This is a genomic window from Streptomyces sp. NPDC004667 (assembly GCF_040609475.1).
In the GTDB taxonomy this organism is placed as follows: Bacteria; Actinomycetota; Actinomycetes; order Streptomycetales; family Streptomycetaceae; genus Streptomyces.
In genome coordinates this window covers 70,686-94,478 of record NZ_JBEXKC010000029.1, presented here as the reverse complement: position 1 = coordinate 94,478, position 23,793 = coordinate 70,686, and the positions used below count along the sequence as shown (strand labels likewise).

Below are 23,793 nucleotides of genomic sequence, written 5' to 3'. Positions count from 1 at the left end.
CGCACCCCAGTGGGGGGCCGTACCCCCCGGCGGCGTCCCCGGCCCGCGGGTCCGCCCGCGGGCCGGTCACCGCCGGAGGCGGCCGGGTCGGGTCAGAACTGAACGACCGAGCGGAGCACCTCGCCGCGTTCCATACGGGCGAAGGCGTCCTCGACCCCGTCGAGCGGGATGGTCTCGGAGACGAAGGCGTCGAGGTCGAGCCGGCCCTGGAGGTAGAGGTCGATCAGGAGCGGGAAGTCCCGCTCGGGCAGGCAGTCCCCGTACCAGGAGGACTTCAGCGCGCCGCCGCGCCCGAAGACGTCCAGGAGCGGCAGTTCGAGCTTCATCTCCGGCGTCGGTACGCCGACCAGCACCACCGTGCCCGCGAGGTCGCGGGCGTAGAAGGCCTGCCGGTAGGTCTCGGGGCGGCCCACCGCCTCGATGACGACGTCCGCGCCGTTGCCGTCGGTCAGCTCCTGGACGGCCTTGACCACGTCCTCCGTACGCCCGTTGACGGTGTGGGTGGCGCCGAGGCCGCGCGCCCACTCCAGCTTCCGGTCGTCCAGGTCCACGGCGATGATCTTCGAGGCACCCGCCAGCCGGGCACCGGCCACGGCCGCGTTGCCCACTCCCCCGCACCCGATGACGGCGACCGAGTCTCCGCGTCCGACGTTGCCGGTGTTCAGGGCGGCGCCGAGGCCGGCCATCACCCCGCAGCCGAGGAGCCCGGCGGCGGCCGGGGAGGCGGCCGGGTCCACCTTGGTGCACTGCCCGGCGGCGACCAGGGTCTTCTCGGCGAAGGCCCCGATGCCCAGCGCCGGGGAGAGCGGGGTGCCGTCCTCCAGGGTCATGGGCTGGGTGGCGTTGTGCGTGGCGAAGCAGTACCAGGGACGGCCGCGCCGGCAGGCCCGGCAGGTGCCGCACACCGCGCGCCAGTTGAGGACGACGAAGTCCCCGGGGGCGACCGAGGTGACGTCCGGCCCGACGGACTCCACGACGCCGGCCGCCTCGTGACCGAGGAGGAACGGGAACTCGTCGTTGATCCCGCCCTCCCGGTAGTGCAGATCGGTGTGACAGACCCCGCAGGCCTGGATCTTGACCAGGGCTTCGCCCGGCCCCGGGTCGGGCACGAGGATCGTGGTCGTCTCCACCGGTGCGCCCTTGCTCCGCGCGATGACACCTCGTACGCGATGCGTCACGTCATACCCCGTTCTGATCGGATCGGTCTGGATCACCGAACGTACACGGGCGCCGCCCGGTACGGGAGTTGCGTCATGCTTCCGCGCGCGCTGCGGCCAGATCCGGTGGTACGGCGGCCCGCAGGGCGGCCGTGAAGGCGGCCACTGCGGGGTGGGCCCCGGCCCCGCCGCGGAAGGCGATCTTGGTGCGGCGTTCCATGCGCAGGCGGACGAGGGTCACCGCGGGCCCGGCCGGGTCGGTGACGCCGAGCTGCGGCACCACCGCGACGCCCTGGCCCACGGCGACCAGCGCGAGGACGGTGGCGAACTCGTCCACCTGGTGGCGCACCCGGGGGGTGAACCCGGCGGCCCGGCAGGCCCGGACGGTCATGGCGTGGCAGAGGGTACCGGGGGTGGCGGTGATCCAGGGATCGTCCCGGTGCGCGCGCAGGACCGCGTCCTGCCCGGGACCGCCCGCGGGCGGGGCGCCCGGGTCCGCGGGGGCGGCGTCCGCGGGGGCGGGGACGGGCATCGGGGCGGGGGCGGTGGCCGCCGGGGTGGCCAGGTACATCGCCTCCCGGTACAGCGGCCGCGTGGCCAGCCCCGGCTCGGGCGGCTCGGGGACGAGGTCGTACTCGTGCACCAGCGCCACGTCCAGGTCCCCGGCCCGCAGCGCGTGCGCGACCGCCGCCGGGTCGGTCTCGGACACCATCGGCTCCAGCCCCGGGTGGCGGCGGGCCAGGTGCACCAGGGCGGCCGGGACGATGGCCCGCGTGGCGGTGGGGAACGCACCGATCCGCAGGGCGCCGGCCAGACCGCCGCGGGCCTCGGCCAGATCGGCGTCGGCCCGCTCCAGCCGCTCCAGGACGGCGTCGGCGTGCCGGACCAGGTTCTGGGCGGCCGGGGTGAGCCGGACCGTGCGGCCGGTGCGTTCCAGCAGCGGCAGCCCGGCTTCCCGCTCCAGGACGGAGAGCTGCTGGGAGACGGCGGAGGGGCTGAAGGACAGCGCCTCCGCCACGGCGGCGATGGTGCCGCGACGGGCGAGTTCCCGCAGGAGCCGCAGGCGGCGTACGTCGAGCATCGGCCCAGCTTACGGTTCGAGTAAGGAATGCGAACTGGATTCGATGCTCGGAGCGGGCCAAGCTCGTCCCATGCGACTGGACACACACGAGACGACAGCGGACACCACGGCGCTCGACGGGATCCACGTCCCGCTCGTCACCCCCTTCGACCGGGCCGGGAACGTCGCCGCGGAGGCCCTGGAGGCGCTCGCCCACGAGGCGCTCGAAGCGGGTGCGGCCGGGATCGTGGCCCTCGGCACCACCGCGGAGACGGCCACGCTGGAGGAGGCCGAGCGCGATCTGGTCACCGGGGTCTGCGCCCGGGTCTGCCGGGAGCGGGGCGGCCTGCTCACGGTGGGGGCCGGAGCGAGCGGGACGCGGGCGAGCGAGGCCGCGCTGGCCCGGCTGGCACGGTGGCCGGAGGTCGGGGCGGCACTGGTGACCGTGCCCTCGTTCCTGCGGCCCTCGGCGGCCGGGGTGCTGGCGCACTTCACGCGCCTGGCCGGGGTGAGCCCCGTACCGCTGGTGGTCTACCACATCCCCTACCGGACGGGGCAGCCGCTGGACGCGGGCGCGCTGCGGGCGCTCGGGGCCCTGCCCGGGGTGGCCGGGCTGAAGTACGCCGGGGGCGGCATCGACCAGGAGACGGTGGCGCTGCTGGGCGACCTCCCGGACGGGTTCGCCGTCCTGGCCGGGGACGACGCGTACCTGTCACCGATGCTGGCGCTCGGGGCGGGCGGCGGGATCCTGGCCTCGGCCCATCTGGCGACGGAGCGCTTCGTGGAGCTCGCGGCGGCGTGGCGGGCCGGTGACGTAGGGCGCGCGCGGGCCCTGGGTCACGCGCTGGCCCGGCTCTCGGCGACGGCCTTCGCGGAGCCCAACCCGTCGGTGGTCAAGGGCGTACTGCACGCACAGGGCCGGATCCCGACCCCGGACGTACGCCTCCCGCTGCTGCCCGCATCACCGCAGGCGGTCGCGGCCACCGTGAAGGAGTTGGCCGAAATCCACTAGGCGCGGAGCAGTCGATCCCTGTTCACTGGGGCCATGGGGAACGGGGAGGACGGCACCGGGGACTCGGGGCCGGGCGCCCTCGCCCGGTCGCGCCTGCTCGTGGCGCACGAGCGGCGCCGGCTGCGGAGCCTCGCCCTGTGGGTGGCCCGGCGCAGGGACGGCGTCGGGGCGGGGGACACCGCAGTCGGGTACGCGCGGGCCCAGGCGCCGACCTCGTACGGGCTGGTCTTCGTGTTCGCACTGGAGACGGCCGGGGTGTCGTTCATGCTCGCCCCGTATCCGGTGGCCCACCTGGTGATGCTGGTCCTCGACCTCTACGTGGTGCTCCTGGCGCTCGGGCTGCACGCGGCGGCGGTCACCCGGCCCCACGTGGTCGGGTCCACCGGGGTGCGCGTGCGCCATCGCACCTCCCTCGACCTGTGGATACCGGCCGAGCTGATCGACTCCGTCCGCGAGGAACTCCGCTTCCCGGACGCGAACCGGGACCGGGAGGGGGTCCTGGACGCGGCCGTGGCCGGTCAGACCTCGGTCACCCTGGAGCTGGTCCGGCCGGTCACGGTGGTCGGGGCGTGGGGCGGGCGGACCCGGGTGCGCACGGTGTGCTGCCACGCCGACGAGCCGCGGGCCGCCGTCGCGGCGATCCGGAAGCTGCTGCCCGCCGCCCTCTGAGGCCCGGCGGCGCCGGAAAGAGCCCATGATGGGCGATTCGCCACCATCGCGCCGGTCGCCCGAATCGGCAGCATCGGTCGGCTAATTGACCGTATTGCGCGAAGCGGCATTCCGACCCTTCAAACCGTGATGTCGGTCACGCGCACCCCTTCAACATCAATTCCCGCGCCACGCCGATTTCCTTTTTACGGAAAGGGAATCGCCGCTTTCCGGGATCTCCATTCAAGGTCATTTACCGGGCCGTCGACGGGAAGTCGATCTCCTCGGGAAATTCGCGTCTTGTTCCGGTCCCGCGCGCTCGCCTACGGTCACCCTCACTCCCGGCGGCCGCACACCGAATCCGGTCGGCGCCAGGGCTCTCCCGCACCCCCACGTGAGGAACAGCGCCATGTCCGCAAAGGGTAAGCACCGTCGGCCGAAGCAGTACCGGATCGCCCGCAGGCTGGCCTTCGCCGGCACGGGGGGCGCGGCACTCGCCCTCCCGCTGATCAGCGCCACCACCGCCGGCGCGGCGGTCACCCAGCCGGCCGTGGCACCCGCGGCGAGCACCCTCGCGCGGCCCGCCGCACAGCCCGCGGCGCAGCCGGCGGCACAGCCCGCCGCCGAAAAGGCGGCGCTCTCCCTCACCTATTCCGTGGTGGGCGGCGACACCCTTTCGAAGATCGCGGCCGACCATTCCGTGAGCGGCGGCTGGCAGACCCTCTACGCCGACAACCGCAGCGTCATCGGCGCCGACCCCTCGGTCATCCGCCCCGGCCTCACCCTGCGCCTCGGCGCCGCGGCCAAGGCCGCCGCCGCCGGGGCCACCGCGGTCACGGAGGCCGCGGTCAAGCCCGCGGCCACGTACGCCAACAACCTCGACGGCTGGATCCGGGAGTCCCTGGACATCATGGCCCGGCACGGAATTCCCGGCAGCTACAACGGAATCCACCGCAATGTGATGCGGGAGTCCTCGGGCAATCCCCTGGCCATCAACAACTGGGACTCCAACGCCGCGGCCGGCATTCCCTCGAAGGGCCTCCTCCAGGTCATCGACCCGACCTTCCGCGCCTACCACGTCCCCGGCACGCCGATGGATTCGTACGACCCGGTCGCGAACATCACGGCCGCCTGCAACTACGCGGCCGCCCGCTACGGTTCGATCGACAACGTCAACGGCGCGTACTGACGGCCGTCACGTGGTCCGCACCCGTACGGCTCAGAGCCACCCCTGGCGGCGGGCCGCCCGTACGGCCTCCATGCGGTTGCGGGTGCCCGTCTTGCCGATGGCCGCGGAGAGGTAGTTCCGCACCGTCGATTCGGACAGGTGCACCCGGCCCGCGATGTCGGCGACGGTGGCCCCGTCGGCGGCGGCCTGGAGGACGTCGACCTCGCGCGGGGTCAGCGGGTTGGGGCCGGCGCCCAGGGCGGCTGCCGCCAGGGAGGGGTCGACCACCTTCTCCCCGGCGAGCACCCGGCGCACGGCGACGGCCAGTTCCTCCACCGGGCCGTCCTTCACCAGGAACCCGGCGGCCCCCGCCTCCATCGCGCGGCGCAGGTACCCCGGCCGGCCGAAGGTGGTCAGGATCAGCACCCGGCAGCCGGGCAGCCGGGTGCGCAGCTCGGCAGCGGCGTCGAGGCCGCTGCGGCCGGGCAGTTCGATGTCGAGGAGGGCGACGTCGGGCCGGGCTTCGAGCGCGGCCGCCAGGATCTCGTCCCCGGCGGCGACCTGGGCCACCACCTCGATGTCCTCTTCCAGCCCGAGCAGCAGCGCCAGCGCGCCCCGCATCATGCCCTGGTCCTCGGCCAGCAGGACCCTGATCATCGACCCACTCCGTCCTCGTCCCCACCGGTCGGCTCCAGCGGCAGTTCGGCGGTGACCCGGAACCCGCGGCCCGGGGCCGGTCCGCTGCCGAGGGTGCCTCCCGCCAGGGCGAGCCGTTCACCGAGGCCGGTCAGTCCGCTGCCCGGCGGGGTCGAGCCTACGCCGCTCCCGTCGTCGGTGATCACCAGTACGGCCCGCTCAGCGCTGCTGCGCAGCTCGATCTCGCAGGTGGCCGCTCCGCTGTGGCGGATGGCGTTGGTGGCGGCCTCGCGGACCACCCAGCCGAGCAGGGCCGCGGTCTGCGGCGGCAGCGGGGGCCCGGACTGGCGTACGACGGGCTCGATGCCGGCGGCGGTCAGCGCGCCCCTGGCCCGGTCGAGTTCGGCGGCCAGGCTGGCCTCGCGGTAGCCGGTGACCGCCTCCCGGATCTCGGTGAGCGCCTGCCGGCCCACCGATTCGATGTCGCGGACCTGGTCGAGGGCCGCTCCCATGTCCCGGGGCGCGATCCGGCGGGCGGCCTCGGACTTCACGACGATCACCGAGAGGGTGTGGCCGAGCAGGTCGTGCAGGTCGCGGGAGAAGCGCAGCCGCTCCTGGTCGACGGCGGCCCGGGCCAGCTCCTGCCGGGTGTCACGGAGCTGCTTGACCGTCTCGGACAGGGCGAGGATGGTGGCGGTGACCATGCCGGACAGGAAGGTCCCGTAGACGATGCCGAGGGTGTCCCAGCCCTCCTGCCGCCCCGAGATCACCCCGGCCAGGGCGGTGACCACGAACATGGCGGGGGCGAGCCTGCGGCCCCGGACCACGGCGCCGGTGGCAAGACCGCACAGCGGGAAGAACAGCAGCCAGTTGCCCCCGTAGGCGAGGGCGAGGACGCAGGTGAGCGCGCACAGGGCCACGAGGCACCAGCGGGTGCCGGCCGCCGCCCGCGCCTTCGGGTCGAAGGCCCGGAACACCAGCGTGATGTAGAGGGAGTTGAAGACCAGCAGGCCGAGGCCGCCGATCCACGGGTTGGGGGTCTCCCCCTTGATGACGTTGGAGACGGCGCCCATGCCCAGCAGCAGCCACGGCAGCAGCGCGAAGGCGTTGGGCGGGCCCATCGGGCCGCGGCCGTAGTCGGGGGACTCGCCGCACGCCCTGCGCTTCTTCTCCGCCGCCCGCCATTGGGCCTTGCTCACCTCCCACGCGGCCTTGCGCTGCGCCGCGCGCTCCCGTCGGCCCTGCATGGTCACTCCTGTCCTCCGCTCCATGGGTCACACCTTCCTCGCGGACCGACGGTACGAGAGCACCGCGTACGAGGTGAACAGCAGGGCCCACACCGCGACCACCGCGGCGGCGGCCGCGCCCGGGGCGGCACCGGCGGCGAGGGACTGGCCGAGTTCCGCGAAGCGGCGGGTCGGGGTCAGCTCGGAGAGGGAGCGCAGCCACCGCGGGAACGACTCGACCGGGAACCAGAGACCGCCGAGGATCGAGAGCGCCAGGCTGCAGCCGACGTTGACCAGGCCGGTGCTCTGGGCGGTGAGCCGGTAGCCGTTGCCGATCCCGAGCAGGGTGAAGGGGAGCGCGCCGAGCCACAGGACGAGGCCGACGGCGGCCCACTGCCAGGCGTCCATCCGGACCCCGTTGACGAAGGCGCCCGCGGCGAGCACCGCGGCGATGGCGGGCAGGACGATCACCGAGCCGGTCAGCGCCCGGCCGGTCACCACCTGGCGCGGGGTCATCGGGGTGACCCGCAGCTGCCGCAGCCAGCCGCTGCCCTTGTCCTCGGCGACCCCGGTCCCGGTGGACAGGGCCGCGCCGAGGGCCCCGTAGGCGGCCATCGCCACCATCGAGGCGGTCTTCCACTCGGGGTCGACGCCGCCGAGGTTGGTGAAGAGGAGGTACATCAGGACCGGCATGCCGATGCCGAAGACGACGAAGGAGACGTCGCGCAGGGTGCGCCGCACTTCGAGGCGGACGTAAGCGGTGATCATCGGGCGTTCCCCCCGGAGGCGGTGGTGGCGGTGGCGCCGGTGAGGGCGAGGAAGACGTCGTCGAGCGAGGGCGCGGTGACCTCGATGCCCCGGACCGCGCCGAGGGCGGCGAGGGCGGTCACGGTGGCGTCCGGGTCCCGCGTACGGAGCCGGGCGCGGTCGCCCCGCACCTCGACGGCGTCCACCCCGGGAAGGGCGGCGAGGTGGCCCGACGGGCGGCCCGCCAGGTCGACGCAGACCAGCGAACCGCGGGCGGCGGTGCGGCGCAGCTGCTCCCCGGTGCCGTCGGCGACGATCCTGCCCCCGTCGAGGACCAGGATCCGGTCGGCGTGGGCGTCGGCCTCCTCCAGGTAGTGGGTGGAGAACAGCACGGTGTTGCCGCGCCGGGCGTAGGCCCGCATGGAGCCCCAGAAGGCGCGCCGGGACTGCACGTCGAGGGCGGCGGTCGGCTCGTCGAGCACGATCAGCTCCGGGTTCCCGGCGAGGGCGACGGCGAAACGGACGCGCTGGGCCTGCCCTCCGGAGAGCCGGTCGACGCGGCGCCCGGCGAGGTCGGTGAGGCCGGCGAGGCCGAGCGCCTCGGCGACGGGCATGGGCGCCGGGTAGGTCCGGGCGACGAAGGCGACGAGCTCCCGCACGGTGATCCGCGGTACGGCGCGCCCCTCCTGGAGCATCGCACCCACCCGCCCGGCCCGCACCGCCTCGGCCGGGGTCCGGTCGAAGAGCCGGACGCTGCCCGCGTCGGGCTCGTCGAGGCCGAGCAGCAGGCCGATGGCGGTGGACTTGCCGGCGCCGTTGCGGCCGAGGAGGGCGACGGTCTCGCCGCGCCGCACGTCCAGGTCGAGTCCGGCGACGGCCCGGACGGCGCCGAAGGACTTGGCGGCGTGCCGGAACCGGATCGCGGGCACGTCCCCGTCGGGGTCCCGGAGTTGCTGGGGTGCGACGCGGGCGGGGTGCGCCGCGCTCGGGGTCTTCGTCATGTCCCCCACGCTACGAACGGGGCCCCCGACCCGGCAGATGCGCTTGTACGGACCCGGGCAGTACGAATGTCACGGGTCCGCCGGGGTCACCGGACGGCGCGGGCGCGGGCGCGGGCCCGCACGAGGGTGCGCAGCGGGGCGACGAGGCCGTATCCGGTGTCGCGGCGCAGGACGGCGGTGCCGGCCCTTTCCACCGAGGTCAGTTGGTGGTCCATCAGTTCCGTCATGGTGGCGATCACCGGGCGCAGCCCCGGTTCGGCGAGGTCCAGGATGCCGTCGGTGGCGGCCAGGGCGCGGCGGGCGAGGCGGGTTTCGGCGTCGAGGAGGGCGCGTACGGCCGGGGTCTCACGGGCCCCCTCCAGGTCGGCGCGGGTCACGCCGTGCTCGTCGAGGCGGGCGCGCGGGATGCAGAGGCGGCCTTCGGCCAGGTCTCCGGACAGGTCGGCGAGGAAGTCGACGCGCTGGGCGGCGTCGACGAACCGGCGCCAGCCGGCGGCCTGTTCGGCGTCGGGGCCGCCCTCGTACTGGAGGCCGGTGAAGACGAGGACCCCGGGCCAGGCGTAGGCGTCGAGGTAGGCCTGGAAGTCCTCCTCGGCGGCGAAACCGTCGAAGGCGGCCTCGGCGGTGGCGGCGCCGTCGAGGAAGCGGGTCACCCAGGACCCCGGCAGGCCCCGGGTGCGCACGGCGTCGGCGTAGGCGCGCAGCAGGGGGTCGGGGCTGTCTCCGGTGGCGAGGGCGGCCTCGACGTGTCCGGCCAACGCGGCGGTGGCGGAGGCGCGTTCGGCCGGGGTGCCGGTCTCGGCCACGTCGTCGACCCGGTTCATGAAGGCCAGTCCCGCGGTGAGCCAGGGGACCAGGGGCGGGGCGGCGAGCAGGCGCAGGGTGGCGTAGGGGGCCGGTTCCCGGCGCAGGACCCGGCGGGCGGCGTGCGTGTAGTCGTCCCGCAGGCGGGGGGTCGTGATCCCCGCCCGGGTGAGGGTGGTGCGCCAGCTGGGCATGGTGGCCGTGCTCCTCGAAGCGGTGCGGTGGTGCCGGACGGGTCGGACCCGTACGCGCGCGTACGGGTCCACGGTGTCAGAACTTGACGACCTTCTTGACCTGGCCGTCGGTCCCGGCGAGTACGTAGCCGCCGCGGCCGTACTCGTCGCTGAGGTAGGTCCGCATGCAGGGGACCTGGTCCATCATCCAGGGGTCGACGATGACGTACCGGGACGACGGCTTCTGGAGGCCGATTTCGCGCGTGGAGGTCTCCAGGAGGGCGGGCAGCGCGTCCCAGCCGACGGCGGCCATGTCGATCAGGGGGTCGCCCTGTTTGACGGTGCCTGCGGGGCCGGTGTGCCGGACGGATCCGCCGCGGTACTCCCAGTAGTCCAGGGTCTCCGCACCGGCGGCGGTGGGGACCGAGGCTATGACGTACTCGTCGTAGACGGTCATCTTGGCGAAAGTGGTGGTGCCGGTCTGCTGCTTGAGTGCGGCGAGGGCGGTGCGGATGCGGTCCGGGGTGAGCAGGCTGCCCTTGGGGGGGGTGGCGGCCTGGCTCGCCGGGGCGCTCGCGCGGGGGCCGAGCGGAGGGGCGGCGGGCCCGGATCCGGAGGGGGTGGAGCCCGCGGGGCCGGCGGTCGCCGGGAGGCTCGCGCCGCCGCCGCCGGGCTTGGCGCCGGTGCCGGTGCCGGTGTCCCCGTCGGGGAGCAGCTGCACCACGCCGAAGATCCCGGCGGCCAGGGCGGCCGCCAGCAGGACGGCGGGCAGGGCGCGCGGGCGGCGGCGGCCGTCCTCGCGCGCCACGGGGACGGTGGCGGCGGGTGCCGGGCCCGTGGCGTAGGGCCCGTAGGGCGGGTACGCCCCGGGCGGGACGGACTGCGCGGTGGCGGGGGCGGGCGGCCCGTAGTGGCCGGGGGCGGCCGCGGGGACGGCGGCGGGCCCTGCCGGACGGGAGCCCGGGGTCCCCGCCGCGAGAGCGGTGCTCGCGTCCCTGAGCAGTGCTTCCAGCGCCGCCCCGTCGGGCCGCGCCGCGGGGTCCCGGACGAGGAGGCGTTCCAGTACGGGGCCCAGCGGGCCGGAGCGCACCGGCGCCGGGATCGGGTCCTCCAGCACGGCGACCACGGTGGCCAGGCTGGTGGACCGGCGCAGCGGGTGCGTCCCCTCGGCGGCCACGTAGAGCAGCATCCCGAGCGACCAGAGGTCGGAGGCGGCCAGCCCTTCCTCGCCCCGTGCCCGCTCGGGCGCGATGTACTCGGGAGAGCCGATCAGCACCCCGGTGGAGGTGAGCGCGGTCGCGCCGTGCAGGGCGGCGATGCCGAAGTCGGTCAGCACCGCGCCGCCGTCGGGCCGCAGCAGGACGTTGGCCGGTTTCACGTCCCGGTGCAGGACGCCCTCGGCGTGCGCGGCCCGCAGCGCGGAGAGCACGTCGAGACCGAGCCGCAGCACCTCCCCGAGCGGCATCGGTCCGGCGGCCAGCCGGTCGGAGAGGGAGCCGCCCTTGACGAGCTCCATCACGATCCACGGGTGGTCGTCCGTCCCGGCCGCGGGCTCCACGATGTGGTGGATGGTCACCACGTTCGGGTGCGCGAGGCGGGCGAGCGCGCGGGCTTCGCGGACGGCCCGCTCGCGGAGCTGGACGACGAGGTCCGGCTGGGCGGCGGCGGTGGCCGGGTCCGGCGGGCGCACCTCCTTGAGGGCGACCTCGCGGTGCAGGGCGATGTCGCGGGCGCGCCACACCGTCCCCATGCCTCCGGCGCCCAGGGGGCCGATCAGTTCGAAGCGGCCGTCGACCAGCCGTCTGCCGGCCTCACTCGTGTCCATGGGGCGTCATCGTAGGCGCCGCCGGTGTCAGCAGCGGCGGCGGTCCTCCGTCACGGTGCCCTGCGCGGTGGTCACCGTACGGTCGTAACAGCCGTCTCCCGCAGTGGACCCGTACAGCCGGTAGCGGGCGGTGGTGGTGCCGATGGCGTGCCGCTGCTCGCGCGGGACGTTCGCGGTGTACGAGGCGTCGCCGGTGTACCGGTCGTCGAGCCGGGTGCGGTCGACCTCGCGGCCGCCGCGCAGGGTGACCGTGTCGGCCCGGTCGCCGAGGGACAGCACGGTGCGCAGCCGGTCCCCGGCGCCGAGGGTGGTCTCGCCGTCCATGGTGTACGCGCGCTGCGTGCGGGTGGTGGTGGCGCCCCGGGTGACGCTCTCGTCATCGCTCCAGGAGGCGGTGAGGGCGTCGCGGTCCTCCCCCTCGGTCCAGCGGTGGGCGGAGGTGGCGCGGACGGCCCGGGTGACGGTGGTGGTGACCCGGCCGTGGGAGGTGTCGAGGTGCCCGGCGACGGTGAGGCGGTGTCCGCCCTCGGTGTCCAGGCGGTGTTCGGCGCCGGGGCCGGGGGCGGGGGTCCAGTGCGTACCGCCCTCCGGGGCGCCCTCCTCGTGGCGGGTCAGGGCGCCGGTGACGACCGGGCGGCCGTGGTCCTGCCACAGGAGCAGGTTGGCGGGGGTGCTCCAGCCGCTCTGGCCGGCCGGCACCCCGGCGACGGAGACCTCGATCCGGTGCGGTCGGCCGTCGTTGAGGAGGGCGGCGTAGGGGGTGAGGTCGTAGCGCAGGGGCTGGACGTCGAAGGCGCGGGGGCCGGGGGTGACGTACCAGAGGAAGGGGTTGGACCAGCCGCCGGTCCAGACGGTCGGGAAGGGGGCGGCGAGGCCGGCGAGCTGTCCGTCGACGGAGATCCGGACCTCGCGGTAGGGGCCGTCGGCGGCCTTGCAGGAGTAGGGGGCGGCGTCGGGGACGGTCAGGTACCAGTACTCCTCGCAGCCGCCTCCGGAGCCGGTGGCGTAGACCTCGGCGAGGAGCCGTTCGGTGTTGCGCGGGGTGGTGACGGCGGGCGTGGTGAGCGGGAGGACCAGGTCGGGGGTGTCGGCGGGCGCGGTGCGGCCCTCCGCGGCGTAGAAGGTCAGGGTGACCTTGACGTCGATGACCCCGGTGTAGGTGTCGTTGACGACGTTGCCGATCAGCATCTCGACGGGCTGGGGGCGGCTGAGGGTGTCGCGGTACGCGGTGACGTCCTTCTCCACGGACCATGCGATGCCGTCGGGCGACGGTTCGGGGGTGGAGGTGCGCAGGATCTCCACGCCGCCGAGGGTGAGGTTGCCCAGGCGGTCGTACTGGCGGCCCTTGACCTTGCCGTCGAGGCGCAGCACGACCTTGGCCCAGGCGGAGCGGCCGCAGGCGGCGGGCGGGGCGTAGCTCCCCTTGTAGGGGGTGAAGTCCCGGAACTGCGCTTCGGCGAGGGTCACCTCGCAGGAGCGGGTCGGGGGCCGTTCCACGGGCGGGGCGGCGGTGAGCGGGTCGTGCCAGTCGGTGCCGAACTCGGCGGGCGGGGTGGCGGCGGCCGCGGCGGCGGGCGGGGTGGCGCCGGCCGCGGCGGCGGGTCCGGCCAGGACCCCGGCGGCGAGGGTCAGCGCGCCGAGCAGGCCCATGATCCTGATCCTGTGTCGTCTCATGGGCCCGCAGTGAAACCGGTCGCGGACCGCCGCCGCCAGGTCCCGGGGTGCGCGGGTGGCGCAAAACGTACGGCGCCGGTGCCCGGTGTCCGCGCCCCGGGTCAGCGCCCGGCGGGCAGCACGACGATGCCGTCGTCGTCGACGTGGACCGTGTCCCCGGCCCGGAAGGTGACGCCGCCGATGGTGACCGGTTCGTCGACGGTGCCCGCACCCGTCTTTCCGCTCTTGCGGGGGCAGGTGCCCAGCGCCTGCACGCCGAGGTCGAGCCCGCCGAGGGCGACGCTGTCGCGGACGGCGCCGTTGACGATCAGCCCGGCCCACCCGGATGCCGCCGCCGCCCCCGCGAGGAGGTCACCGACCAGGGCGGTGCGCAGCGAGCCGCCGCCGTCCACGACGAGGACGGCGCCGTCGCCGGGGGTGTTGACCAGTTGGCGCAGCAGGGCGTTGTCCTCGTGGCAGCGCAGGGTGCGCACGGGGCCGGCGAAGAGCCGGCGGCCGCCGATCCGGCGGAAGGGGGTGGCACAGATGCCGAGGTCCTCGCCGTACTCGTCGTAGAGGTCGGCGGTGGGGACGGGGGTGACCGGGACGGGGCTCATGGGTGCGGGGCTCCTCGCAGCTGTCGTACGTCGCGCCGTGCGGGCCCAGCGTAGGCAATGCGGTACGCCGGCTCAGCCGCGGGAGTTGCCGAAGAGGATGCGGTAGCAGATGAGCAGCACGAGGGAGCCGGCGATGGCGGATCCCCAGGTGGTGAGGTCGAAGAACTCGGTCGGGATCGGGCGGTCCAGGAACTTCACGGAGAGCCAGCCGCCGACGAAGGATCCCGCGACGCCGATGAGGGTGGTGCCGATGAGGCCGCCGGGGTCGCGGCCGGGCAGCAGGATCTTGGCGATGCCTCCGGCCAGCAGGCCGAGGATGATCCAGCCGATGATGCCCATGGTCGTTCACTCCGCTCGTTGGTGTGGGTCTCTCCTGGAGGAGGACGCCACCGGGGGCGGAACGGTTCTCAGGCCCGGCGGGCGCGCACCAGCGCGGTGGCCAGGGCGGCGGTCGTCACGGCGCCGACGACCGCGATGCCGCCCCGGGAGCGGTAGGCGAACAGGGAGAGGCTGGAGCAGGCGGAGAAGGCGGAGCCCACGCTCAGCCAGGAGGCCGCCGAGCCCAGCGAGAGCGTGGAGCCGAGGGAGCCGACGGACAGCACGCTGCCGACGGAGCCGATGGAGAGCACCGAGCCCACCGAGCCGATGGAGAGGACGGAGTTCCTGGACCACAGGGAGAGGTACGACCGGTCAGCCATGCGGATCATGCTGTCACATGGCCGGCCGGAGGGGGCGGCTTTCGGTGGACGCGGCCGGGGCGCCGGGCGGGGTGCGGGTCAGCAGCAGGACCCCGCGCGTGGCGGCCAGGGCTCCGGCGACGGCGAGCAGGATGCCGAGGGCGCCGCCCTGGATGCGTTCGCCGAGCAGGATCATCCCGATGGCGGCGGCGGCCAGTGGATTGGCCAGGTTGACCACGGCGAGGGGGGCTCCGAGGCCGCCCCGGTAGGCCCGCTGCGAGAGCAGCATCCCGCCGACGGCGAACACCACCACGAGCAGGGCCACCGTCACCACCCGGACGCTGAGCAGGGCGCCGCCCCGGCCGCCCGCCACGGCGACGGTCTGGGTCAGGGCGGAGGCGGCGGCGGAGGCCAGTCCGGAGGCGGTGGCGTGGCGCAGGCCGGAACGGGGGTCCTTGCGCGCGGTGAGCAGGACGATCACGGCGGCGGTGGCGCCGGAGACGCCGAGGGCCTCGGCGAGGGTGAGGGTGTCGTCGGGCGCCGGGCCGGAGGCGGGGAGCAGCAGCAGACCGAGCCCGACGACGGTGGCCAGGGTGCCCCGCCATTCGGTGGCGGCGACCCGCCGTCCGGCGCCGCGCGCGCCCAGCGGCACCGCGGCCACCAGGGTGAGCGCGCCGAGCGGCTGGACCAGGGTGAGGGGGCCGTAGCGCAGGGCGGCGGCGTGCAGCAGCGCCGCGGCGGCGTTCAGCCCGGCCGACCACCACCAGGCGCCGTTGCCGAGCAGGGCGGTGGCGGTACGGGCGACGGCGCGGCGGGCGAGCCGCTCCTGCGCGACGGCGGCGGCCGCGTAGGTCACGGCGGCGGCGAGGCAGAGCGCCACGGCGAGGGCGGTGGCGTTCACTGCCTCCCCCCGGCGGACGCGGCGGCGGTGGGTACGGATACCGGCAGGCCGGACACGGACGGCACGGCGGGGGCCGGGACCGGGACCGGGACCGAGGCCGAGACCGGGACGGGGGCCGGAGCCGGAGCCGGGACGGGGACCTGAGCCGGGGCTGGAGCCGGGGCCAGGGCCGGAGCCGGAGCCGGGGCCGGAACGGGGGCTGGAGCCGGGGCCAGGGCTTCCGTGTGGGGTCGTGGCCCGGCCCGCCCGGCCGCCGGGCGCGGGATCAGCAGGAGGGTCGCCCCGAGCAGCACGGTGGCCACGATCGCGTCGAGCCAGTAGTGGTTGGCCGTGCCGACCACCACGAGCAGGGTGACCAGCGGGTGCAGCAGCCACAGCGCGCGCCACCTCGACCGGGTCGCCGCGATCATGCCGATGGCCAGCATCAGTGCCCACCCGAAGTGCAGCGAGGGCATCGCGGCGAACTGGTTGGCCATGGTGTCGGCGGCCGCCTCGGCCCGGTAGACGGTGGGCCCGTAGACCTGCCCGGTGTCCACCAGGTGCGCGGCGCCGAGCATCCTCGGGGGCGCGAGCGGGAACGACAGGTGCAGGGCGAGCGCGGCGCCGGTGAGGACGGCGAGCACCCGGCGGGTCCACAGGTAGTGGCGCGGGCGCCGCAGGTACAGCCAGACCAGGAACAGGGCGGTCGCCGGGAAGTGCACGGCGGCGTAGTAGGTGTTGGCGGTGTGCACGAGGGCGTCCGAGTGGATCAGCAGCCGCTGCACGGCGCCCTCGCCGGGCAGGTGCAGGGCGCGCTCGGCGTCCCACACGCGGTCCGCGTTGCGCAGGGCCTCGTCGGTGCGGCCCGTCGAGAGCATCCGGCCCGCCTTGTAGACGGCGAAGAGGCTCGCGACGAGCAGCAGCTCGCGCATGAGCCGTCGGCGCGCGTCCCTCTTCCCGGCGGCCGGCCGGCCGGGCGTGGTGTGGGAGGTCATCCCCCGGTCTCACTTCTTTCGGGTGTGGACACGGGTCCCCGGCGGTCTCCCGTCGGTCCGGACCCGCTTCCTATCGACACGCCAGTGTATCGATACATTCGCGTATCGATACGCGGGTGTACCGATACGCCTCCGTAGCCGTACACTCGGAACACCGGAACCGGCCGCCCAGGAGACCGCGAGGAGAGCTCACCCCCATGACGTCGACGCCGCAGGTCACCGCACGCCGCTCCAAGATCACCCCGGAGCGCGAGCAGGAGTTCTACGACGCCGTCCTGGAGCAGTTGCGCGAGCACGGCTACGAGGCCCTGACGATGGAGGGCGTCGCGGCCCGCGCCTGCTGCGGCAAGTCCACGCTCTACCGGCAGTGGAAGACCAAGCCCCGGCTGGTGGCCGCCGCCCTGCGGGCGAGCCGCGCGAGCCGCGGGGACCGGACGCTGGCGAGCGTCGACACCGGCACCCTGGCCGGCGACCTGCGCGAAGCCGCCCGGATCGCCGCCTGCACCTCGGGCCGCGACACCCGCCTCACCCAGGCGCTCGGGCACGCCGTGCTCAGCGACGAGGAGCTCCAGGGCGCGCTGCGCGAGGCCCTGGTGGAGCCGGAGCTGACCGCGTTCGACGCGATCGTGGCGCGGGCGGTGGCGCGGGGCGAGATCGCCGCAGACCATCCGGCCGTGGAGTTCCTGCCGGCGCAGCTGATGGGTGTGCTGCGGATCCGGCCGGTGCTGGAGGGGCGGTACGCGGACGCCGACTACCTGGTCAGGTTCGTCGACGCGGCCCTGCTGCCCTCGCTCGGCATCATCCCCTGACCCCCCGTACCGGTGGGCCGCCGTCCACGATGACCGGACGGCGACCTGCCCGCGCTGCCTCGTGGGGACGGCGGCAGCGCGCCACCCGGACGGGGCGGCGGTCACTCCCGAGCAGAGTGGCCGCCGCCCCGTCCGCAAGGCTCCCGGGGTACCGCGCGCGGGATCAGCCCCGCGCGGTGCCCATGACGCGGGCGAACTCCTCCGGGTCCGCGTCGAACCCCCGGGGGCGCGCGTCCAGCGCCCAGCCGCCCGCGCCGTCCCGGACGAACTCCGCGACGGTGGCCGCCGTGGCGTACGCCACCTCCTCGAGGTCGCCGGTCGCGAGGTCGGTGTAGCCCTCGCGTATCCGCAGCCCCTTGCCGGCCACCCCGCCGAAGGTCTTGCGGCCGGGCTCCGCTGCGGGACCGGCGTCCTGGATCACCACGCCGACCACCACCCGGCCCAGCTCCGGCGCCAGCCGGTCCAGTTCGAGGGTCATCACCTCGTCGAAGCCGAAGCCCTGCCCGGTACGGCTGTCCCTCGTCAGGGTGATGGTGCCGTCGGGGGCGCGGCTGCCGAAGTGCACGAGGTAGACCGGCTCCCCGTGCGGGTCGGAGGCCGCGTACACCGCCGCGACGATGTCCAGGTCGTTGGCGGGGGTCCCGGCCGGGCTGGGGTCCCAGCGCAGCGCTATCTCCACCTTGGCCAGACTCTTGCGTACCGCACTCATCGAACTCCCCCTCCGCCCGGCCGCTTTGGCCCGTGCCGCCCCGCCATGCTGCCACGCGCCGGTGATCACGGGGTGCGCCACCGTACGTTCCCGGCCAGTCACGCTCACCGGGTGGGGTCGACGCGTACGGTCTCCACCCAGTGCGGCGGCTGCGGGGCGTCCGCCCCGATCAGCGCGGCGATCAGCCGGCAGGACTGCGGCTCGTGCGGCCACGGGGTGTATCCGTCGGTCAGGACGACCACGACGTTGGGCCGGTCCGGCTGGGACAGCGCGGCCCGGATGCCCACGCGCATGTCGGTGCCCCCGCCGCCGGCCAGTTCCACCTGGCCGCCGCGGGTCACGCGGCTCACGGTCTGCACGTCGGCGTCGCAGGCCAGGACGGCGACCCGGTTGCCCCCGACCCCCACTTCCCGGAGCACGCCGGTGACCTCCCCCAGCGCCGCCGCGAGCTCCTCCTCGCCCATCGACCCGGAGGTGTCGACGACGATCGCGACCCTGGGCAGCGGGCGGCGCAGGCTCGGGAGCACGACCCGGCCGCCGAGCGCGGGCGTACGGCGCGAGGGACGCCGGTAGGTGTAGTCGACGGCGCCGCCCGCCCAGGCCGCGGCCTCCCGCACCGCCCCTGCCAGGGCGCGCCGCCAGTCCACGGTGGGCTCCAGCACCTCGCGGGCCCAGCGGTCCCAGCCGCCGGGGAGGGTGCCGCGGGTGCGCTGGTGGGCCCGCATGGCCTGCGCGGTGGCGCGGCGCAGGGCCTCCGCCTCCGCCGGGCCGATCCCGCTCGGCTCCCGTCCCGCTCCCCCGCCCGGCCGGACCTCCCACGGGCGTGGGATCCCGTGCGCCCCGGAGCCGCAGTCCACGCCGTGCGGCGGGGTCGCGGGAACCCCGGGCAGGTACTCCTCGAACAGAGCGCCCGTGGCGAGGCCGAAGAGGCGGGGTTCCATCCGCCCGGCGGGCAGGGCGAGTCCGTCGGCGAGGAGGTCGTCGTTGATCTCGCAGTCCTGGGCGATGTTGATGCGGACCGGATCGCGCTGGTCGGCCGCCGGCAGCCGGTCGGCGCGGCCGTGGTGGTCGCGCAGCAGGTGGGCCACCTCGTGGATCCACACCCCCGCCAGCTCCGCCACGGGGGTCCGCTCGACGAAGGCGGGCGAGACGTAGCAGCGCCAATGGCGGTCGACACCCATCGTGGCCACCCCGGACGGGCCCGGGGAGGGGACGACGGTGAGGGCGTAGAGGGCGGAGGCGAGGTAGGGCCGGGCCTCGGCGGCGGAGTACCGGGCGGCGAGCAGCTTCGCCCGGTCCAGGACCGGAGCCGGGGCGGGCTCCGGGTCCGCGGACGGCTCCGGGTACGGCGGTTCGTCCTGCACGGTGCGGCGGCCCGTCAGCGGGCGCCGGGCAGGGACCCGGCGAGCTGGAGCAGCTCCACGAAGGCGTCGATCCCGGCCGGTATGGGCCAGGCCGGCTCCCGCATCGCGGCCAGGTCCGCGGCGGCCCGCGCGGCCACGTCGGGCACGCCCGCGTCGACGGCCTTGGCCAGGACCACCCAGCCGGCCTCCCAGCGGGCGCGCGTCGGATCGCTCTGCACGGCGGCCACCACGGCGATCAGGAAGGCCAGCTGGCGGTCGCCCCGCTCGGGGAGCGCGAAGGCCTCCGGGTGCGCGAGGACCCGCTCCGGGTCGGGCAGGTCCAGGTGCTCCAGGTAGGAGAGCAGCTCCAGGCCCGCACCGTCGCCGACGGCCCCCGTGAGCACGGCGGACAGCGCCTCGCCGCCGGACCCGGCCGCGTACCCGGTGGCGAGCAGGCGCAGCGCCATCTCCCAGGTGCGCGGCGAGGGCCAGGCGCGGCCGCGGCCCTCGGCGTCGCTCGGCAGGTGGTGGACGAGGCCCGGACGGGCCGTGAGGAACCCGGAGATCACGCCCCGGGCACGGGCGGCGGCGCCCGCGGCCCGTGCGGGGTCCACGGTGGGGACGGCCGACTCGGGCCAGGTGCCGGCCATGCCGCGGGCCACCGTGCGCGGGTCGTGCGTCCAGTCGAGGTGGACGAAGCGGTTGGCGAGCGGCGGGCTCAGGTGCCAGCCGTCGGCCGCGCTGGACGGCGGGTTGGCCGCCGCGACGATCCGTACGGAGGGGGGCAGCACCAGGCTGCCGACCCGGCGTTCGAGGACGACCCGCAGCAGGGCGGCCTGGACCGCCGGCGGGGCGGAGGACAACTCGTCGAAGAACAGCAGTCCGTGTCCGGTACGGGCCAGGCGCACCGCCCAGTCCGGCGGGGCCATCGGGACGCCGGTCGTGGCGGGGTCGTCGCCGACGATCGGCAGCCCGGCGAAGTCGGAGGGCTCGTGGACGCTGGCGATGACGGTTTCCAGCCCCACCCCGAGGGCGTCGGCGAGCCGCTCCATGCCGGCGGACTTGCCGATGCCGGGCTCACCCCACAGCAGGACGGGCTGATTGGCCGTCACCGCCAGCGCGAGGGCTTCGAGTTGGGGAAGGACGGCGGGCTCGGTGCGGGTGGCGTCCAGGCGGGCGTTCAGGTCATCGGCGGCGGCGAGCGGGTCGGCCGGGTGGTGCTGTGACTGCGCGGTGCTCACCGGTCCCCCGCCCCTTCCCCTGCTCCGTCGCTTACTTCGGCCCCGTCGGCCTCTCCGGTCCCGTCGGCCTCCTCGGCCGTACCGGTCTCCTCGATCCCCTCGAACGGGTCGGCCGAGCCGAAGGGATCCTCCTCGGCGGACTTCGCCTCCTCCTCGAAGGGGTCGTCGCCCTCGAAGGGATCCGCCTCGTAGGCGTCCTGCCACTCCTGCCCGGCCTCCTCCTCTTCCTCGTCCCGCCACTCCATGTACTCGTCGAAGTAGTCGGCCCCGATGTCCGGGTACCGCTCGTCCACCAGCTCCCGCACGAAGGTCAGGTCGTCGCGCCGGAAGCGGCGCACCAGCTGGCTCAGGGACATCTCGGCCTCGTCGGTCACGTCGAGGCGCGCCCCGGCGTCGATCAGCGCCCGGACGAGGTCGGCGGTGCCACCGTCCCGGACGGCGGCGAGCAGCGCGGTACGGCCGGAGACGTCCTCGGTCTCCAGCCCGAGTCCGGCCGCCAGCAGCCGGGGCAGGAGTTCCTCGTGCTCCAGGTGGGGCAGCATGTGGAGCAGGGTGCGGCCCTTGGCGTCCCGGACGTGGGGGTCGACACCGGCGTCGAGGAGGTGGAGCACGCCGGGGGCGTCCCCGTGTACGGCGCGCAGGAAGAGGTCCCGGCGCTCGTCCCGCAGGGCGCGCGGGAGCCGGCCTTCGCCCGAGGTCCAGGACTCGCGCACGGCGAAGCAGCCGGAGATGGTCCCCCCGAAGGCCCGCAGCGCGTTCTCGCGCTGCTGCTCCTGCGCGGTGTGCGGCATGTCGAGCACGCCGCCCCGTGAGCGGACCTCGTGCCAGACGCCGGTGCACCGCACCCGCACGGGCCGCGGCGCGGCGGGGCCGGACGGCCCCTCGGCCGGGTCGGACGCGGGGAACAGGGCGGCGGCGACCAGGGGATGCAGGGCCCGCGGCGCGATCCGGCCGGTCCGCAGCAGCTGGAGGTCGGGCAGCGGGCGCCAGGCGTACTCGGGCAGCCGGGGCACTCCGCGCAGGTCGTCGGGCTCGGCGAGGCGCAGGCGCAGCGGCGCACCGGCGTCCGCGTCCCGCACCGACGCGTCCCCGGCGCCGGGCAGTTCCAGGAGTACGCGGCAACGCCAGTCGGGAACGTAGCGGAAGCGGTTTCCGGCTCCGGCCGCGGCCAGCAGCCGGACCTCGGACAGGAGCCGGGCCGGGTCCGGACCGGAGGCCGCAAAGGAGGCCAGGGCCCGTTCGGGCGAGGTGATCGACCGCGCCCGGTCCGGCACGCCGAGGTCCAGCTCCGTGCCGGACACCGCGAAGGCCTCGGCGAACTCGCCGCGGGCCGACAGGACCGCGGCCCATTCGGCGCGGGCCGCCGGGTCGGCCGGTCCCGGGTCGGCGGTGGGCAGTTCGCCGTCGACGAGCGGGGTGCCGTCGGGGCGGAAGAAGGGGAGGCGGTCGGCCGGCCCGTAGCGGGAGCGGAGTTCGGCCGTGCGCCGTACGTCCCAGAAGTGGCGGGCGGCCGTCCAGTCATCGGTGGTCCAGTCGATGCGGCTGCCGGCCGTGTGGTCCGGGGAGAGCGGCGCGCACTCCAGCCGCAGCCGCTGCGGGCCGTCCACCATCCCGAAGGTGGTGACGTGCAGCACGGGCACCCCGCGTCCCCGGCGGGGCCCGCCGTCCGGGGCGTAGGAGGCCAGCAGGACCCGGCGGCTCGGGGCGAGCGTGGTGCGCCCGCCCTGGACCCGGGGGAGGTGCCAGCGCAACAGGTCGGGGGCGAGGTGCCGCAGGTCCTCGGTGACCGCGTCGGCCACGGCGGCGCCGTGGCGGGAGGCGAGGGCCGCCGGGTCGAAGCCGATCTCGACGGACGCGGCGGCGCAGGCGGCCCGCCAGTCACCGGCCAGGCGGTGCCGGGTGGCCTGCTCGATCATCCAGGCGGGTACGCCGTAGCGGCGGACCCGCAGCCAGGACGCCGCCTCCTCGGGCGAAAGGGCCCCGGGCGCGCGGAGGTCGGGGCTCACCGGTACACGCTGCCGATGGCGCGCAGGTCCGGGTGGGCCGCGCGGGCGGGGCGCAGCCGTTCGGTGAAGGAGCGCTTGACGCGGCGGGGCAGGCCGGGGCCCAGGCCGACGTGTTCCAGCGGGCTGTCGTCGGGCACTGCGGCGAGGAGCCGCTTGGCGCCGCGGCCGGTGATGCCGGTGTGGCGCAGTTCCAGGCGGCGCAGCGGGCTGCCGGGGAGGGCGGCGGCCAGGGCGTACGCGCCTTCGTCCCCGGGGTCGTTGCCGGTGGAGCCGAGGCTGCGCTCGGACATCGTGCGGCCGAGGTCGAGCGACTCGATCCCGTCCAGCGCGCCGGCGAGGGCGCGTGCTCCGGCGACGCCGATGCCGTTGCCGCCGAGACCGAGGCGGACCGGGTGGCCGGGGCCGGCGTCCGCCGCGGCGGCGGCCAGGACGGCGGCGCCCTCGTCCCCGAGGTGGTTGGCCGGTACGTAGAGCTCGCGCACCCCGGCGTCGCGGATGAGGGCGGCGAGCAGCGGGGCGTGCTCGGCGGTGAGGCCGTTGCCGCCGAGGAAGATCCGCTCCAGCGGCACCTCCCGGGTGAGCAGGGCGTCCAGGAGCAGGCGTACGCCGTCGGCGCCGATCCCGGTGTTGACCAGGTCGAGGGTGCGCAGCGCGGTGTTGCGGCGCAGGAGTGCGGCGAGGGTGCGGGCGCCGTCGGCGTGGAGGGGGTTGCGCTTGAGCCAGAGCGCGCGGACGGTGGTGTCCTCCGCGAGGGCTCCGGCGAGGGCGAGCGCTCCGTCCGGGCCGATCCGGTTGCAGCCGAGGTAGAGGGTGTGCACCCCGTGTCCGGTCTCCGCGCCGGTGAGGGCCTCGGCCAGGGCGCGGGCGCCGGTGTCGCCGAGGGCGTTGGTGCCGAGCAGCAGGTGCGCGGCGTGTGGGGAGGCGATGGCGGCGGGCAGCAGCCGGGAGCCTCCGGCGGGGCCGAGGCCCTGCTTGCAGAGGTCGAGGCGGCCGTCGGCGCGCAGGGTGCCGAGCGGGAAGGCCTCGTCGGCCTCGACGGGCCGGGCGTCCGCGAGGCGGGCGAGCAGCGGGTCCAGGGCCGCCGGATCGGCGAGCGGCATGTCGGGGTGCTCGATCGCGGGGCACCGTACGGGCGTCGGCTGTGTCATCACCACTCCACCGGTTTCCTCGCCGGCGCCCGGCGACCCACCACTTCGTTGACTGCGTGCACGACGCCGTGCCGGCATGGAGGCATGCCGGTACGGCGGTCGGAAGGAGACGCAAGACCGGTCGGATTCGAACCGACGTCCTCCAGCTCGATGCTTGGGCGCGACGACCTCTGCGCTACGGCCTTGCTGAGGTGATCATACCGAGGCGGCGGCTGAAAATCGATCACCAGTTTGAAAAACCCGGTCCGGCCGGAGCGG

23 protein-coding genes and 1 tRNA gene are annotated in these 23,793 nt (G+C 75.5%); 4 read left to right on the top strand and 20 right to left on the bottom strand.

Features of this window, described 5'->3' with window-relative positions; genetic code table 11:
- Window positions 1-92 precede the first annotated feature (92 nt).
- Together ABZW32_RS18665 and ABZW32_RS18660 are read right to left on the bottom strand one after the other, a co-directional pair.
- Window positions 93-1,178 (bottom strand): S-(hydroxymethyl)mycothiol dehydrogenase, encoded by a 1,086-nt coding sequence (locus ABZW32_RS18665; RefSeq protein ID WP_356217206.1) that lies wholly within the window; start codon window positions 1,176-1,178, stop codon window positions 93-95.
- Window positions 1,179-1,251: 73 nt separating this feature from the next.
- Window positions 1,252-2,238, bottom strand: coding sequence for a LysR substrate-binding domain-containing protein (locus tag ABZW32_RS18660; protein ID WP_356217204.1), 987 nt, complete (start codon window positions 2,236-2,238; stop codon window positions 1,252-1,254).
- Window positions 2,239-2,308: 70 nt separating this feature from the next.
- Between ABZW32_RS18660 and ABZW32_RS18655 the strand changes: the two genes are divergently transcribed.
- The 3 genes from ABZW32_RS18655 (at window position 2,309) to ABZW32_RS18645 (ending at window position 5,066) form a co-directional block, all read left to right on the top strand.
- The gene (locus ABZW32_RS18655; RefSeq protein ID WP_356217203.1) at window positions 2,309-3,229 is read left to right on the top strand and encodes a dihydrodipicolinate synthase family protein; all 921 of its coding nucleotides are present in this window, start codon (window positions 2,309-2,311) and stop codon (window positions 3,227-3,229) included.
- A gap of 33 nt (window positions 3,230-3,262) precedes the next feature.
- Window positions 3,263-3,898: a hypothetical protein gene (locus ABZW32_RS18650; protein WP_356217201.1), complete on the top strand. Its 636-nt coding sequence runs from the start codon at window positions 3,263-3,265 to the stop codon at window positions 3,896-3,898.
- 388 nt (window positions 3,899-4,286) lie between these two features.
- Entirely contained in the window at window positions 4,287-5,066 is a 780-nt protein-coding gene (locus ABZW32_RS18645) for a LysM peptidoglycan-binding domain-containing protein (RefSeq protein WP_356217199.1), read from the top strand.
- Window positions 5,067-5,096: 30 nt separating this feature from the next.
- On the opposite strand, the gene ABZW32_RS18640 is transcribed toward ABZW32_RS18645, so the two are convergent.
- The 12 genes from ABZW32_RS18640 to ABZW32_RS18585 form a co-directional block, all read right to left on the bottom strand.
- Window positions 5,097-5,702 (bottom strand): response regulator transcription factor, encoded by a 606-nt coding sequence (locus ABZW32_RS18640; protein ID WP_356217197.1) that lies wholly within the window; start codon window positions 5,700-5,702, stop codon window positions 5,097-5,099.
- Window positions 5,699-6,802 (bottom strand): sensor histidine kinase, encoded by a 1,104-nt coding sequence (locus ABZW32_RS18635; RefSeq protein ID WP_356217217.1) that lies wholly within the window; start codon window positions 6,800-6,802, stop codon window positions 5,699-5,701. Before ABZW32_RS18635 ends, ABZW32_RS18640 begins: the two co-directional genes overlap by 4 nt.
- A gap of 153 nt (window positions 6,803-6,955) precedes the next feature.
- Complete coding sequence (locus tag ABZW32_RS18630) at window positions 6,956-7,672, bottom strand: ABC transporter permease (RefSeq protein WP_356217215.1); 717 nt, start codon at window positions 7,670-7,672, stop codon at window positions 6,956-6,958.
- The gene (locus ABZW32_RS18625; RefSeq protein ID WP_356217195.1) at window positions 7,672-8,655 is read right to left on the bottom strand and encodes an ABC transporter ATP-binding protein; all 984 of its coding nucleotides are present in this window, start codon (window positions 8,653-8,655) and stop codon (window positions 7,672-7,674) included. Before ABZW32_RS18625 ends, ABZW32_RS18630 begins: the two co-directional genes overlap by 1 nt.
- An 86-nt stretch (window positions 8,656-8,741) precedes the next feature.
- On the bottom strand, window positions 8,742-9,653 hold the full coding sequence (locus ABZW32_RS18620) for a squalene/phytoene synthase family protein (RefSeq protein ID WP_356217194.1): 912 nt from the start codon (window positions 9,651-9,653) through the stop codon (window positions 8,742-8,744).
- Between the two features lie 76 nt (window positions 9,654-9,729).
- Window positions 9,730-11,457 (bottom strand): protein kinase, encoded by a 1,728-nt coding sequence (locus ABZW32_RS18615; protein ID WP_356217192.1) that lies wholly within the window; start codon window positions 11,455-11,457, stop codon window positions 9,730-9,732.
- A gap of 27 nt (window positions 11,458-11,484) precedes the next feature.
- On the bottom strand, window positions 11,485-13,131 hold the full coding sequence (locus ABZW32_RS18610; RefSeq protein WP_356217190.1) for a peptide-N4-asparagine amidase: 1,647 nt from the start codon (window positions 13,129-13,131) through the stop codon (window positions 11,485-11,487).
- 101 nt (window positions 13,132-13,232) lie between these two features.
- The gene (gene rraA, locus ABZW32_RS18605; RefSeq protein ID WP_356217188.1) at window positions 13,233-13,727 is read right to left on the bottom strand and encodes a ribonuclease E activity regulator RraA; all 495 of its coding nucleotides are present in this window, start codon (window positions 13,725-13,727) and stop codon (window positions 13,233-13,235) included.
- Window positions 13,728-13,799: 72 nt separating this feature from the next.
- Window positions 13,800-14,066 (bottom strand): GlsB/YeaQ/YmgE family stress response membrane protein, encoded by a 267-nt coding sequence (locus tag ABZW32_RS18600; RefSeq protein WP_356217186.1) that lies wholly within the window; start codon window positions 14,064-14,066, stop codon window positions 13,800-13,802.
- A gap of 68 nt (window positions 14,067-14,134) precedes the next feature.
- A complete protein-coding gene (locus ABZW32_RS18595) occupies window positions 14,135-14,425 on the bottom strand; it encodes a hypothetical protein (protein ID WP_356217184.1) in 291 nt (96 codons plus the stop codon).
- 13 nt (window positions 14,426-14,438) lie between these two features.
- Window positions 14,439-15,305 carry a hypothetical protein gene (locus ABZW32_RS18590; protein ID WP_356217182.1) on the bottom strand — a complete coding sequence of 289 codons (867 nt, stop codon included), beginning with the start codon at window positions 15,303-15,305 and terminating at the stop codon, window positions 14,439-14,441.
- Complete coding sequence (locus ABZW32_RS18585; RefSeq protein ID WP_356217181.1) at window positions 15,302-16,279, bottom strand: phosphatase PAP2 family protein; 978 nt, start codon at window positions 16,277-16,279, stop codon at window positions 15,302-15,304. Before ABZW32_RS18585 ends, ABZW32_RS18590 begins: the two co-directional genes overlap by 4 nt.
- Window positions 16,280-16,476: 197 nt before the next feature.
- Here ABZW32_RS18585 and ABZW32_RS18580 point away from each other — a divergent pair, with 197 nt between their 5' ends.
- A complete protein-coding gene (locus ABZW32_RS18580) occupies window positions 16,477-17,088 on the top strand; it encodes a TetR/AcrR family transcriptional regulator (RefSeq protein WP_356217179.1) in 612 nt (203 codons plus the stop codon).
- A 163-nt stretch (window positions 17,089-17,251) separates the two neighbouring features.
- Here ABZW32_RS18580 and ABZW32_RS18575 read toward each other — a convergent pair whose 3' ends face one another.
- The 6 genes from ABZW32_RS18575 to ABZW32_RS18550 all read right to left on the bottom strand — a co-directional run bounded on the left by ABZW32_RS18575 (window position 17,252) and on the right by ABZW32_RS18550 (window position 23,720).
- Window positions 17,252-17,797 (bottom strand): TerD family protein, encoded by a 546-nt coding sequence (locus ABZW32_RS18575; protein WP_356217177.1) that lies wholly within the window; start codon window positions 17,795-17,797, stop codon window positions 17,252-17,254.
- A gap of 104 nt (window positions 17,798-17,901) precedes the next feature.
- Window positions 17,902-19,098, bottom strand: a complete 1,197-nt coding sequence (locus tag ABZW32_RS18570) for a VWA-like domain-containing protein (RefSeq protein WP_356217213.1) — start codon at window positions 19,096-19,098, stop codon at window positions 17,902-17,904.
- 77 nt (window positions 19,099-19,175) lie between these two features.
- On the bottom strand, window positions 19,176-20,381 hold the full coding sequence (locus ABZW32_RS18565; protein ID WP_356217175.1) for an AAA family ATPase: 1,206 nt from the start codon (window positions 20,379-20,381) through the stop codon (window positions 19,176-19,178).
- Window positions 20,378-22,387 (bottom strand): ankyrin repeat domain-containing protein, encoded by a 2,010-nt coding sequence (locus ABZW32_RS18560; protein WP_356217173.1) that lies wholly within the window; start codon window positions 22,385-22,387, stop codon window positions 20,378-20,380. Before ABZW32_RS18560 ends, ABZW32_RS18565 begins: the two co-directional genes overlap by 4 nt.
- Window positions 22,384-23,535 carry a gala protein gene (locus ABZW32_RS18555; RefSeq protein WP_356217171.1) on the bottom strand — a complete coding sequence of 384 codons (1,152 nt, stop codon included), beginning with the start codon at window positions 23,533-23,535 and terminating at the stop codon, window positions 22,384-22,386. The genes ABZW32_RS18560 and ABZW32_RS18555 overlap by 4 nt, the downstream gene beginning before the upstream one ends.
- A gap of 112 nt (window positions 23,536-23,647) precedes the next feature.
- Window positions 23,648-23,720, bottom strand: a tRNA-Arg gene (locus ABZW32_RS18550).
- Window positions 23,721-23,793: the final 73 nt, after the last annotated feature.

Bases quoted from the DNA above. Each gene is read 5' to 3' on its own strand.
- ABZW32_RS18625 (WP_356217195.1), bottom strand. From the start codon at position 8,655: ATGACGAAGACCCCGAGCGCGGCGCACCCCGCCCGCGTCGCACCCCAG.
- ABZW32_RS18640 (WP_356217197.1), bottom strand. From the start codon at position 5,702: ATGATCAGGGTCCTGCTGGCCGAGGACCAGGGCATGATGCGGGGCGCG.
- ABZW32_RS18620 (WP_356217194.1), bottom strand. From the start codon at position 9,653: ATGCCCAGCTGGCGCACCACCCTCACCCGGGCGGGGATCACGACCCCC.
- ABZW32_RS18595 (WP_356217184.1), bottom strand. From the start codon at position 14,425: ATGGCTGACCGGTCGTACCTCTCCCTGTGGTCCAGGAACTCCGTCCTC.
- ABZW32_RS18575 (WP_356217177.1), bottom strand. From the start codon at position 17,797: ATGAGTGCGGTACGCAAGAGTCTGGCCAAGGTGGAGATAGCGCTGCGC.
- rraA (WP_356217188.1), bottom strand. From the start codon at position 13,727: ATGAGCCCCGTCCCGGTCACCCCCGTCCCCACCGCCGACCTCTACGAC.
- ABZW32_RS18600 (WP_356217186.1), bottom strand. From the start codon at position 14,066: ATGGGCATCATCGGCTGGATCATCCTCGGCCTGCTGGCCGGAGGCATC.
- ABZW32_RS18610 (WP_356217190.1), bottom strand. From the start codon at position 13,131: ATGAGACGACACAGGATCAGGATCATGGGCCTGCTCGGCGCGCTGACC.
- ABZW32_RS18585 (WP_356217181.1), bottom strand. From the start codon at position 16,279: ATGACCTCCCACACCACGCCCGGCCGGCCGGCCGCCGGGAAGAGGGAC.
- ABZW32_RS18580 (WP_356217179.1), top strand. From the start codon at position 16,477: ATGACGTCGACGCCGCAGGTCACCGCACGCCGCTCCAAGATCACCCCG.
- ABZW32_RS18655 (WP_356217203.1), top strand. From the start codon at position 2,309: ATGCGACTGGACACACACGAGACGACAGCGGACACCACGGCGCTCGAC.
- ABZW32_RS18555 (WP_356217171.1), bottom strand. From the start codon at position 23,535: ATGACACAGCCGACGCCCGTACGGTGCCCCGCGATCGAGCACCCCGAC.
- ABZW32_RS18645 (WP_356217199.1), top strand. From the start codon at position 4,287: ATGTCCGCAAAGGGTAAGCACCGTCGGCCGAAGCAGTACCGGATCGCC.
- ABZW32_RS18615 (WP_356217192.1), bottom strand. From the start codon at position 11,457: ATGGACACGAGTGAGGCCGGCAGACGGCTGGTCGACGGCCGCTTCGAA.
- ABZW32_RS18650 (WP_356217201.1), top strand. From the start codon at position 3,263: ATGGGGAACGGGGAGGACGGCACCGGGGACTCGGGGCCGGGCGCCCTC.
- ABZW32_RS18660 (WP_356217204.1), bottom strand. From the start codon at position 2,238: ATGCTCGACGTACGCCGCCTGCGGCTCCTGCGGGAACTCGCCCGTCGC.
- ABZW32_RS18635 (WP_356217217.1), bottom strand. From the start codon at position 6,802: ATGGGCCCGCCCAACGCCTTCGCGCTGCTGCCGTGGCTGCTGCTGGGC.